General features: G+C 58.1%; 11 protein-coding genes. 7 read left to right on the forward strand and 4 right to left on the reverse strand.

Annotated features, from left to right (window positions below):
* Nucleotides 1-91 precede the first annotated feature (91 nt).
* The 7 genes from ACNAZS_RS13955 to ACNAZS_RS13985 all read left to right on the forward strand — a co-directional run bounded on the left by ACNAZS_RS13955 (nucleotide 92) and on the right by ACNAZS_RS13985 (nucleotide 9537).
* On the forward strand, nucleotides 92-3850 hold the full coding sequence (locus ACNAZS_RS13955; protein WP_415790234.1) for a nitrate reductase subunit alpha: 3759 nt from the start codon (nucleotides 92-94) through the stop codon (nucleotides 3848-3850).
* A 15-nt stretch (nucleotides 3851-3865) separates the two neighbouring features.
* Nucleotides 3866-5416, forward strand: coding sequence for a nitrate reductase subunit beta (narH, locus tag ACNAZS_RS13960; protein WP_415790334.1), 1551 nt, complete (start codon nucleotides 3866-3868; stop codon nucleotides 5414-5416).
* Nucleotides 5417-5452: 36 nt separating this feature from the next.
* Nucleotides 5453-6139 (forward strand): nitrate reductase molybdenum cofactor assembly chaperone, encoded by a 687-nt coding sequence (narJ, locus tag ACNAZS_RS13965; protein WP_415790236.1) that lies wholly within the window; start codon nucleotides 5453-5455, stop codon nucleotides 6137-6139.
* 10 nt (nucleotides 6140-6149) lie between these two features.
* On the forward strand, nucleotides 6150-6836 hold the full coding sequence (gene narI / locus ACNAZS_RS13970) for a respiratory nitrate reductase subunit gamma (protein ID WP_415790238.1): 687 nt from the start codon (nucleotides 6150-6152) through the stop codon (nucleotides 6834-6836).
* Between the two features lie 12 nt (nucleotides 6837-6848).
* Complete coding sequence (locus tag ACNAZS_RS13975; protein WP_415790240.1) at nucleotides 6849-7595, forward strand: peptidylprolyl isomerase; 747 nt, start codon at nucleotides 6849-6851, stop codon at nucleotides 7593-7595.
* Between the two features lie 57 nt (nucleotides 7596-7652).
* Nucleotides 7653-8897 (forward strand): MFS transporter, encoded by a 1245-nt coding sequence (locus ACNAZS_RS13980; protein WP_415790242.1) that lies wholly within the window; start codon nucleotides 7653-7655, stop codon nucleotides 8895-8897.
* A 70-nt stretch (nucleotides 8898-8967) separates the two neighbouring features.
* A complete protein-coding gene (locus tag ACNAZS_RS13985; RefSeq protein ID WP_415790336.1) occupies nucleotides 8968-9537 on the forward strand; it encodes a TetR/AcrR family transcriptional regulator in 570 nt (189 codons plus the stop codon).
* A 6-nt stretch (nucleotides 9538-9543) separates the two neighbouring features.
* On the opposite strand, the gene ACNAZS_RS13990 is transcribed toward ACNAZS_RS13985, so the two are convergent.
* From ACNAZS_RS13990 to ACNAZS_RS14005, 4 genes are all read right to left on the reverse strand, one after another.
* Entirely contained in the window at nucleotides 9544-10101 is a 558-nt protein-coding gene (locus ACNAZS_RS13990; RefSeq protein ID WP_415790244.1) for a TetR/AcrR family transcriptional regulator, read from the reverse strand.
* Between the two features lie 123 nt (nucleotides 10102-10224).
* A complete protein-coding gene (locus tag ACNAZS_RS13995; protein WP_415790246.1) occupies nucleotides 10225-10560 on the reverse strand; it encodes a DUF4148 domain-containing protein in 336 nt (111 codons plus the stop codon).
* A gap of 89 nt (nucleotides 10561-10649) precedes the next feature.
* On the reverse strand, nucleotides 10650-10973 hold the full coding sequence (locus tag ACNAZS_RS14000; protein ID WP_415790248.1) for a DUF4148 domain-containing protein: 324 nt from the start codon (nucleotides 10971-10973) through the stop codon (nucleotides 10650-10652).
* Nucleotides 10974-11068: 95 nt separating this feature from the next.
* On the reverse strand, nucleotides 11069-11353 hold the full coding sequence (locus ACNAZS_RS14005; protein ID WP_415790338.1) for a DUF4148 domain-containing protein: 285 nt from the start codon (nucleotides 11351-11353) through the stop codon (nucleotides 11069-11071).
* Nucleotides 11354-11363: the final 10 nt, after the last annotated feature.

Consider the following 11363-nt stretch of genomic DNA (forward strand, 5'->3'; position numbering starts at 1 on the left):
GATGACATCTCTTTCGCGCAATCTTGTCAGGCCGCCTCCGTAGCGCCTAAGCATCTTGTAGCCCTCTACAAATGCCACCAGGAGCCTGACAATGAGTTATTTCCTCGATCGCCTCAAATACTTTACCCGCGCCAAAGAGTCTTTCTCTGATGGGCACGGTAGTGTGGTTCAAGAAGATCGGGGGTGGGAAAAAGCCTATCGCGATCGTTGGCAGCACGACAAGATCGTACGATCAACGCATGGCGTGAATTGCACAGGTTCCTGTTCCTGGAAAATCTACGTCAAGGGTGGGATCGTCACCTGGGAAACCCAGCAGACGGATTATCCCCGCACACGTCCCGGCATGCCGAATCACGAACCCCGCGGCTGTTCGCGTGGCGCGTCGTATTCCTGGTATTTGTATAGCGCCAATCGCGTCAAATATCCGATGCTGCGTGGCCGATTGGCCCGTCTGTGGCGCGAGGCCCGCAAGACGATGACGCCGCTGGCCGCGTGGGAACACATCTGTACGACACCGGGTCTATCGGATGACTACAAGCGCGTGCGCGGTATGGGCGGATTTGTACGGGCGACCTGGAACGAGGTCAATGAGCTGATTGCCGCCGCCAACGTCTACACCATCAAGCGCTATGGGCCCGATCGTGTCATCGGCTTTTCGCCGATTCCCGCGATGTCCATGGTGTCGTTCTCCGCCGGCAGTCGGTATCTGTCGTTGCTGGGCGGCACGATCCTCAGTTTTTACGACTGGTACTGCGACTTGCCGCCCTCTAGCCCGCAAACCTGGGGCGAGCAAACCGACGTTGCCGAGTCCGCGGATTGGTACAACTCGAGCTTTATCGTGATGTGGGGCTCGAATGTGCCACAGACGCGTACGCCGGATGCCCATTTCATGGTCGAGGCACGGTATCGTGGCGCCAAAGTCGTGTCGATTTTCCCTGACTATGCCGAGGGCGCGAAGTTCGGCGACGTGTGGCTGCATCCCAAGCAGGGCACCGATGCCGCCTTGGCGCTGGCGATGGGACATGTGATCCTCAAAGAGTTTCACCTGGAGGGCAAGAGCGACTATTTTCGTGAGTACTGCAGGCAGTATTCGGATATGCCATTCCTGGTGCGCCTGATACGCCAGGGCACACATTACGTACCCGAGCGCATGCTGCGCGCGTCGGACTTCCCCGACGGACTGGGACAAACAAACAACCCCGAATGGAAGACCGTGGCCTGTCGTGACGGGTCCGGCGAATTGGTCGTGCCGGGTGGGTCTATAGGCTTTCGGTGGGGGCAACAAGAAGGCGGCGATCTCGGCAAATGGAATCTGGATGCCAAGGATGCCGATGGCAATCCCCTGACGCTGGGCTTGTCCCTGGTCGGTCAGCATGACGAGGTGGTGCCGGTGGCATTCCCCTATTTTGGTGGCCGCCAACATGATTATTTCCAGGGTACCGACCACGCAGATGTCCTGGAGCGCAACATGGCGGTGCGGCGCATCCAGACCGTGGAGGGTGACGTCCTGGCCGTGACGGTGTATGACCTGTTGATGGCCAACTACGGATTGGATCGTGGTTTGGGCGGCGCCAATGTCGCCACGTCATACGACGATGACGTGCCCTATACCCCCGCCTGGCAGGAACGCATCACTGGCGTCAAGCGCAACGATGTCATTACGGTTGCGCGCCAGTTTGCGGAAAATGCCGACAAGACGCAGGGCAAGTCCTCGGTGATTCTGGGCGCGGGCCTGAATCACTGGTATCACATGGATATGGCTTATCGCGGCATCATTAATCTGGTCGTGATGTGCGGCTGTGTCGGCAAGTCGGGCGGTGGCTGGTGCCACTATGTCGGCCAGGAAAAGCTGCGCCCGCAGACGGGATGGACCACACTGGCCTTTGGCCTGGACTGGTGCCGCCCGCCGCGTCACATGAACGGCACGTCGTTTTTCTATGCCCATACCGATCAATGGCGCTATGAAAAGCTGAAGGTGTCCGAAATTCTTTCGCCGTTGGCCGATAGCGAGGCATTCAAAGGGGAATTGATCGATTTCAACGTGCGCGCCGAACGAATGGGCTGGTTGCCCTCGGCCCCGCAATTGCAGACGAACCCGTTGCAGGTCGTGCGCGACGCGCAGCAGGCGGGTCAGGTGCCGGCGGACTATGTGGTGCAGGCTTTGCGCGATGGCCGTCTCAAGCTGTCGTGCGAAGACCCCGATCATCCCGACAACTACCCGCGCAATATGTTTGTGTGGCGCTCGAATCTGCTGGGTTCGTCAGGCAAGGGGCACGAGTATTTTCTCAAGCATCTGCTCGGTACCGATCATGGCGTCCAGGGCAAAGACCTGGGTGAGACCGGCGAGGACAAACCGCAAGAAGTCGCGTGGCATGACGAGGCGCCCAAAGGCAAGCTCGATCTGCTGGTGACTCTGGATTTCCGCATGTCGACGACGTGCGTGTATTCCGATGTGGTGTTGCCTACGGCCACCTGGTATGAAAAAAATGATCTGAATACGTCGGATATGCATCCGTTTATTCACCCTTTGTCGGCGGCCGTGGACCCTGTATGGGAATCGCGTAGCGATTGGGAAATCTACAAAGGAATTGCCAAGGCGTTCTCCGATATTGCACAGACTGAGCTGCCCGCAGCGCAGGACCTGGTGCTGACACCCTTGCAACACGATAGCCCGTCGGAATTGGGCAACGCTTTTGGCGTGCGCGATTGGAAGCAGGGGCAAGTCGAGATGATCCCCGGCAAGACGATGCCCGCGATAGCCGTAGTCGAGCGCAACTATCCGGATTTGTACAAGCAGTACACCTCGTTGGGACCGCTGACGCGCAAACTTGGCGTGGGAGGCAAAGGGATCAATTGGGCGGCGGGCGAGGAATGCGACCTGCTGGGTCAGTTGAACTATCAGGTGACCGAGGAAGGGATCAGCCAGGGCTTGCCGCGCCTGGACACAGATATCGATGCCGCCGAAACCATTCTGACGCTGGCGCCCGAGACCAATGGCGAAGTGGCCGTCAAGGCATGGAACGCATTGTCCAAGATCACGGGGCGTGACCATGCACACCTTGCGCTGCCTCGCGAACACGAGAAAATCCGCTATCGCGATTTGCAGGCACAGCCTCGCAAGATCATCTCATCGCCGACGTGGTCGGGTGTGGAGTCGGATCACGTGAGCTACACCGCGGGCTATACCAACGTGCACGAGTTGATCCCCTGGCGCACGTTGTCGGGCCGCCAGCAGCTCTATCAGGATCACCTCTGGATGCGCGCCTTTGGCGAGGCGTTGTGTGTGTATCGCCCGCCTGTGGATACCAAATCCATCGGGGCCATGAGGGATGGCCGCCACGATAACGGGAATCCCGAGATCGTCCTGAACTTTATTACCCCTCATCAAAAATGGGGGATCCACTCCACGTATACCGACAATCTGATCATGTTGACCTTGTCGCGTGGCGGGCCGATTTTGTGGATTTCGGAGAAAGACGCCGTCAAGGCCGGCCTGGTGGATAACGACTGGATCGAGGCCTATAACGAAAATGGCGCACTCGTGGCCCGCGTAGTGGTGAGTCAGCGGGTGCCCGAAGGCCTGACGATGATGTACCACGCGCAGGAAAAAATCGTGAACATGCCGGGTTCCGAGATCACCGGTGCTCGCGGCGGTATTCACAACTCGGTGACGCGCATCGTGCTCAAGCCCACGCACATGATCGGTGGCTATGCCCAACTGTCCTACGGATTGAATTACTACGGGACGGTAGGCTCGAACCGGGATGAATTTGTGGTTGTACGCAAGATGCGCAAGATCGATTGGCTCGAAGGGCAGCGCGCCGCGCAGCCCGCACCCTCACAAGCCTGAGCACCGGAGACGATGATGAAAGTACGCGCGCAAATTGCAATGGTGCTGAACCTGGACAAATGCATCGGCTGTCATACCTGTTCGGTGACCTGTAAGAACGTCTGGACGTCACGCAGCGGCATGGAATATGCCTGGTTCAACAACGTTGAGACCAAGCCCGGCATCGGCTACCCCAAGGATTGGGAAAACCAGAAACGCTGGAATGGGGGATGGAAACGTACCGCATCGGGCAAGATCGAGCCGCGTCAGGGGGGGAAGTTGCGTCTGCTGGCCAATATCTTTGCCAACCCCAATTTGCCCGAGATCGATGACTACTACGAGCCCTTTACGTTCGACTACGACCATCTGCAGAGCGCGCCAGAGTTACAGGCGGCGCCCACGGCGCGCCCGCGTTCGCTGATCACCGGCAAGCGCATGGAAAAAATCGAATGGGGCCCCAACTGGGAGGAAATCCTGGGAGGAGAGTTTGCCAAACGATCGCAGGACTACAACTTCGAGGACATCCAGAAGGACATCTACGGTCAGTTTGAAAACACCTTCATGATGTACTTGCCGCGACTGTGCGAACACTGCCTGAATCCCAGTTGTGTGGCGAGCTGTCCCTCGGGATCCATTTACAAGCGCGAAGAAGACGGCATCGTGTTGGTGGACCAGGACAAGTGCCGCGGGTGGCGGATGTGCGTATCCGGCTGTCCGTATAAAAAGATCTACTACAACTGGCAAAGCGGCAAGGCCGAGAAATGCATTTTTTGCTATCCGCGTATTGAGGCGGGGCAGCCGACGGTATGCTCGGAAACCTGTGTCGGCCGCATCCGCTATCTGGGTGTATTGCTCTATGACGCCGATCGTATTGAACAAGCCGCTTCCGTCCAGGACGAAAAGGACTTGTATGAGGCGCAACTGGATCTGTTCCTGGACCCCGAAGACCCTGCGGTGATTGCGCAGGCGTTGGCCGATGGCGTGCCGCAGGGTTGGCTGGACGCGGCGCGTCAGTCCCCGACGTACAAGATGGCTGTGCAATGGCGTATCGCTTTTCCCTTGCATCCGGAATATCGCACGCTACCCATGGTGTGGTACGTGCCGCCCCTATCGCCGATCCAGGCAGCGGCCAATAGCGGCCACATCGGGGCCTTTGGCGAGATTCCTGATGTGAAGTCGCTGCGGATTCCCTTGCGTTATCTGGCCAATTTGTTGACCGCCGGCGACGAGGCGCCCGTCGCGCTGGCTCTCGAGCGTTTGTTGGCGATGCGCGCGTTCATGCGGGCACGTACCGTCGATGGCGAGGAGCGTCCGGACATTCTGCAGCAAGTCGGCCTGAGCACCAGCCAGATTGAGGAGATGTACCGCTATCTGGCGATTGCGAACTACGAAGACCGATTCGTCATTCCCACTTCGCATCGCGAGTATGCCGAAGATGCGTTTGATACGAAGGGCAGTTGTGGGTTTTCGTTTGGCAATGGCTGCTCTGGCGGTGCATCTGAAGGCAGCTTATTCGGGAGTAAGCCACGCGGCGATGCACAGCAGGTGGTGTTTATGGAAATACAGCGCAACAAGGTATCGGGATAAGGAAGGACGATGCGTACTCAGTCTATGGAAACCCCTATGCCCCCGGCGAGAGACGTGTCCGTCTACAGCGTGTTGTCGGCCTTGTTGACCTATCCCGACGAAGCACTGTTGCAGGCCATGCCCGAGTTGCAGTCCTGTCTGAGCGCCTCGCATCAGGTGCAATTGGCACCTCTGTTCGCCGTGCTGAGCGAGGCTGATGATCTGATCAGTGTGCAGGAGCAGTATGTGGCGACGTTTGATCGGCGCCCCGTGCATTCCTTGCATTTGTTTGAGCACATTCACGGCGAGTCGCGAGATCGCGGGCAGGCAATGGTGGATTTGCGCGAAGAGTATTTCCGTCACGGATTGGTGCTGGATACGTCCGAGCTGCCGGACTATGTGCCATTGTTCCTGGAGTTCCTGGGCCAGATTCCACCAGACAGCGCCGCAGCACTATTAGGCGACGCGATTCATGTGCTGGCGCGCATTGGCGACAAGCTGTCGGAGTCCGGCAACCCGTACGCCACGGTGTTTGCGGTGCTGCGTGAGTTGACGCCGATCGCGCCGCAGCCTTTGCCAGAGCCACCCGAGGGCGATATGGAGGAATCCATGGTGACCTTTGGACCGCAAGCGGATGGGACGGAGCCCGCGTTGCGTGCCCGCACACAAACGTCGCAGCCCATTCATTTTTACGAAACGGATCCCCGGCATATGCCGGCCGCGTCCGGTTCCACTTCGTCGTAAGGAGATCCGCATGTCTGCCTATGTGCACGATTTCTTTTTCGGGGTGTATCCCTACATTGCGCTGGCCATTTTTTTGTTCGGCAGTCTGGCGCGTTTCGAGCGCGAGCAATACACCTGGAAGAGCGACTCTAGCCAGTTGCTCAAGCGTGGGGCGTTACGGTGGGGCAGCAATCTTTTCCATATCGGGATTCTTTCGCTGTTCTTTACGCATTTGTTTGGCTTATTAACGCCTCCGGCGGTCTATCACGCGATGGGCGTGTCGACCGAATTCAAGCAGTTGTTGGCCGTGGTGGTGGGTGCGATTCTGGGGGTGGTCTGTCTGGCGGGGCTGTTGATTTTGATCTACCGCCGCATCTCCGAGCCGCGCTTGCACGCAACGTCGCGCTTTTCAGATTGGCTGACGTTGTTCTGGATACTGATGGTGCTTTCGCTCGGGCTGTTGTCGATATTCACGTCGGCGCAGCACAAGGATGGTTCCTTGATGCTGGTGCTCGGCGAATGGGCGCAACGCATCGTGACTTTTCGTTCGGGTGCCGCAGAAGTGATGGCCGGTGTGCCCTGGGTCTATCAATGGCATATGGTGCTGGGAATGACTTTGTTCCTGATTTTTCCGTTCACCCGGTTGGTCCACGTGTGGAGCGGTTTTGCCTCGGTGGGTTATCTCGGCCGGGCCTGGCAATTAGTGCGTTCACGCTGAGAGGATGCGGACATGATTGTGGTGAACGGTGTTTCCATTGACGACACGCAGGTGCAGGCCGAAATGGCGCGACATCAGAGCGAGAGCGACCCTCAGCAAAGCGCTGGCCACGAGTTGGTGTTGCGCGAGTTGTTGTTGCAACGGGCCCGTGAGCTTGGGGTCGCGCAGCACGACGATGATGCGTCGATACAGGCCGTATTGGCGGCAGAGGTGCAAACGCCTACCGCAGACGAGGCCAGTTGCCGTCGATACTACGAGCAGCATCCCGATCGGTTTTTGAGTGGCGCGTTGGTCGAGGTGTGGCACATTTTGTTCCAGCTTACGCCACGCGTCGATCCACCGCGTTTGCGTGCCCGAGCGGGCGAAGTCTTGCAAGAAGTGCACCAGGCGCCCGCACAAGCTTTTGCGGACTATGCACGCCAATACTCCAATTGTCTTTCGGCACAAGAGGGCGGTCGCTTAGGCGACATTGGCCGTGGCGAGACGCTGCCGGAGTTTGAGGAAACTGTGTTTGCCATGCCCGCGCATACCTTGCTGAACAAATTGGTGCAGACCCGCCACGGCTTTCATATTGTGCGCACGGGCCGCAAGGCAGAGGGCTCGCTGATGACCTTTGACGCGGTGCACGCGCGCATCGCATCCTGGCTGAGCCAGACGTCCGAACGTCGCGCGACGCATCAGTATCTGCAATGGCTGGTCGGGCAGGCCCGCATCGAAGGCGTGGATATTTCGGGCGCGGATTCCCCATTGTTGCAGTGAGTGCCTCTGAGTCCGTGTTGATGTGAATCCGTTTGTCTATCGATCAGGAAGACCACAATGAGCACCCATCCTCGTGCCTATTCGGTGTTGTACAGCAGCACATTTGCGTTCATGGTGTGTTTTGTCGTGTGGATGATGTTCGGCGTGCTGGGCATCCGCATCCGGGAAGAACTCGGGCTCAATGCCTTCCAGTTCGGACTGCTGACGTCTACGCCGGTGCTGACGGGCGCCATTTTCCGACTGCCGTTGGGAATATGGACGGACCGCTTTGGGGGCCGCATCGTCATGACCGTGCTGTTGGTGGGGTGTGCGGTGCCGGTGTATCTGGTCAGCTATGCGCAGGTCTTGTGGCAGTTCTTGTTGATCGGCTTGTGCCTGGGATTGGTGGGTGCCTCGTTTGCGGTGGGTACGCCTTATGTCTCGCGCTTTTTCTCCGCAGAGCGCAAGGGCTTTGCCATGGGATTTTTTGGTGCGGGCACGGTCGGCGCGGCCGTCAATTTGTTTGTGACACCGGTATTGCTCGAGGCCTACGGATGGCGCATGGTGCCCAAGATCTACGCCGTTGCCTTGCTGGTGACCGCCGCCATCTTCTGGTTTGCCTCGGCCCCGGATCCCGGTGCGGGCAAGACAGGCGGCAAGCTGGCGGATCAGTTCAAGGTACTGAAAAATCCCAAGGTGTGGCGTTATTGCCAATACTATTCCATCACATTCGGGGGCTTTACGGCGCTATCGCTATGGATTCCCCAGTATTTCCAGGCCGAATACGGTTTGGCGCTAGTCGCCGCATCGGCGCTGGCCGCCGGGTTTTCCTTGCCGGGCGCGGTGTTGCGTGCGGTAGGCGGGGGTCTGGCAGATCGCGTTGGTGCTCACAAGATGACGTGGTGGTGTTTGTGGGTGGCATGGATATGCTTGTTTGTGCTGTCCTATCCCGACACGACGTTGACGGTCAAGACGCTGGATGGGGCCTCGTCGTTCCATCTTTATCTGCCGGTATGGCTGTTTACGCTTGTTCTGTTCGTGCTTGGCGCGATGTTTGCTTTTGGCATGGCATCTACGTTCAAGTACGTGGCTGATGATTTTCCTGAAAACATGGGTGTCGTGACGGGGATTGTCGGTTTGGCAGGGGGGCTGGGCGGATTCTTGCTGCCTTTGATGTTTGGCGCGCTGGCAGACCTGCTGCAGATTCGGTCCAGCTGCTTCATGCTGCTTTATGGCGTGGTGTGGGTGTCGTTGATCGTGATGTACTTCTCCGAGGTCAAAAAAGTACAGATTTCCGGAGAGCTGGCGGCCACGAAAGGTTAGCCAGGGCTAACCAGGGGTAGGGAATCCTACTAACTTGACCCCCGATCTACTGGTAGGTAACAATGGCGAGATGAATACCGCCACCACCCGCGAACAACTTTTAGAACACGCTGAGCTCCTGATGAGGCAGCGCGGCTGTAACGGCTTTAGCTATCGGGATCTGGCCGAACGGGTGGGCGTGAAAACCGCCAGTATTCATTATTACTTTCCCGCCAAAGACGATCTGTTGACCGAGGTCATGGACAAGTACACGGTCCACGTTCGCGCCGTCCTGCAGGGCATTGACCCATCCCTGCCCGCCAACGAAAAACTGGCGACCTATGCGTCGTTGTTTCGGAATGCTCCGACCGACAAAATTTGCCTCGGCGGCATGCTGGCCTCGAATGTCGCCTCGTTGTCGGATCGCGCGCGCGAATCGGTACTCGCCTTTTTTCGTTTGCACGAAAAATGGCTGTCCCACGTGGTTGCCGAGGGGATGAAAGACGGCACGCTAACGTTTTCTGGTGATCCCGAAGCCGATGGCCGCTGGCTGTTTGCCATGCTTCAGGGGGCAATCATCAGCGCGCGCCTGTTTCAGGATCCACAACGTCTGTGCGACGTCGTGGCGGCAGTGCAGTGCAGGGCACGCGCAACGCACTGAGCGTGTCTAGGCCGCGATGGCGGGAAACAGCTCGGCGACGCGCTCGCTCTCATTAAACAGACGTGCCCCCATCAGGCTGCCTTGCAGCGCGGAGTACAACGCACGTGCCGAGGCATGTAGATCACCAGGCACACGCAGGCTACCCTCGCGAGCGCCTTGTTCCAGCAGCTTGACGAGCCAGGCCTCATTGGCGGCATAAAAGTCCCGTAGCGCTCGCCGGGCACAGCCGGGCAACGAACCGAGCTCCGCCGAGAGCGCGGTACCCAGGCAGATACGTTCGGTCCCACAGAAGGCACGACGGTGCACGTCGACATAAGCACGCAGTTTGTCATCGGCCCTCAGGCCAGGATCGATACGTTGTATCGCTTCGTTCCAGTTCGTCTGGTATCGCTGGATGACTGCCAACAGCAAATCTTCTTTTTGCGGGAAATAGTAATGAATGCTGGATGTCTTGATGCCGATCAGAGCGGCCAAATCTCGGTAGCTAAAACCGTTGTAGCCGCCTGTCTGAATCAGGTTTTGAGCATGCTGCACAATTTTTTCGCGGGTAGTTTCTGTATTCATGATCGGGGCTATCGGTGGGGTTTCAGGGTGAAAGGACTGAAAGGGAGGGTGAACTCCTAAACGAGTGAAAGAAAGGCGGGCCGCCCTGGGTGGCGGCTCCGCAGGTTCGAACATGTGGTGACCTTAGATGTGTGAGGATGAAGTCACGTCATAGCTGGCTTGGTAGTCCAATTCGCCGAATGCATCCGATCCGTTGTCACGGGCGGCCTGAGCCTCGGCCCGAACTTCAGCGCGGGTGCGGGCGGGGCTCGCAGCGTAAGCGGCGGGCTGCTCCAGTTCACCGAAGGTCACTTGGCCGGCGGCCTTTGCGGCTTGTAATTCAGCCTGGACCTGAGCGCGGGTGACCGAGCTGGCTGCCGTGTTGACGGGCGGGTAATCCAGTTCGCCCGAAGGTTCGCCGGCATACGCGGCACCCATCATGGTCATCGACAACATCACAGCGGATACGAAGGTTTTCATGGTGCTTCTCCAAAGCGTTAAGTTTGATATTCAGCTATCTATGTATAGATAGGTTTCAAGTGAAATAAAAAGAGTTCAGGAAAAGAAACTTAGGCGCCGGTGTTGGGATAGCCGCGGCCGTCAAACGCGACAGAACCGTTGGGGCTTTGGTTGGCTTCTACGGCCTCGGCGTGAACCTGAGCGCGGGTCACCGTGCTGGAGGCGGTTTGCGTAGCAGGTTCGTCGATGTCGCCGAAGGTGACTTGACCGGCAGCTTTCGCAGCTTGCAGTTCAGCGATGACTTGAGCGCGCGTCAGGCTGCTGGTTTGGACGACTTCGGGCGGATAGTCCAATTCGCCGGAGGGTTCTTGTGCATAAGCAGCGGTGCCAACCAGGGAGGCGGAGATCAGGACGAGGGAAGCGAGGGTTTTCATGGTGAGTTCTCTTTAATNAAGTNAAAGTANGTTTGTTAAANTATCTANGTNTAGATAGATTTCGAGTGAAATAAAAAGAGGGTTAGGAAAGACGCTCAGGCGCCAGTGTTGGGATAGCCGCGGCCGTCAAACGCGACAGAACCGTTGGGGCTTTGGTTGGCTTCTACGGCTTCGGCGTGAACCTGAGCGCGGGTCACCGTGCTGGAGGCGGTTTGTGTGGCGGGCTCATCGATGTCGCCGAAGGTGACTTGGCCGGCGGCTTTCGCAGCTTGCAGTTCGGCGATGACTTGAGCGCGCGTCAGGCTGCTGGTTTGGACGACTTCGGGCGGATAGTCCAATTCGCCGGAGGGTTCTTGTGCATAAGCAGCGGTGCCAACCAGGGAGGCGNNG

It is taken from the genome of Bordetella tumulicola (assembly GCF_965138755.1).
GTDB classification, from domain to species: Bacteria; Pseudomonadota; Gammaproteobacteria; order Burkholderiales; family Burkholderiaceae_B; genus Bordetella_A; species Bordetella_A tumulicola.

Coding starts and splice junctions, on each gene's coding strand:
- ACNAZS_RS13955 (WP_415790234.1), top strand. CDS start 92: ATGAGTTATTTCCTCGATCGCCTCAAATACTTTACCCGCGCCAAAGAG.
- narH (WP_415790334.1), top strand. CDS start 3,866: ATGAAAGTACGCGCGCAAATTGCAATGGTGCTGAACCTGGACAAATGC.
- narJ (WP_415790236.1), top strand. CDS start 5,453: ATGCCCCCGGCGAGAGACGTGTCCGTCTACAGCGTGTTGTCGGCCTTG.
- narI (WP_415790238.1), top strand. CDS start 6,150: ATGTCTGCCTATGTGCACGATTTCTTTTTCGGGGTGTATCCCTACATT.
- ACNAZS_RS13975 (WP_415790240.1), top strand. CDS start 6,849: ATGATTGTGGTGAACGGTGTTTCCATTGACGACACGCAGGTGCAGGCC.
- ACNAZS_RS13980 (WP_415790242.1), top strand. CDS start 7,653: ATGAGCACCCATCCTCGTGCCTATTCGGTGTTGTACAGCAGCACATTT.
- ACNAZS_RS13985 (WP_415790336.1), top strand. CDS start 8,968: ATGAATACCGCCACCACCCGCGAACAACTTTTAGAACACGCTGAGCTC.
- ACNAZS_RS13990 (WP_415790244.1), bottom strand. CDS start 10,101: ATGAATACAGAAACTACCCGCGAAAAAATTGTGCAGCATGCTCAAAAC.
- ACNAZS_RS13995 (WP_415790246.1), bottom strand. CDS start 10,560: ATGAAAACCTTCGTATCCGCTGTGATGTTGTCGATGACCATGATGGGT.
- ACNAZS_RS14000 (WP_415790248.1), bottom strand. CDS start 10,973: ATGAAAACCCTCGCTTCCCTCGTCCTGATCTCCGCCTCCCTGGTTGGC.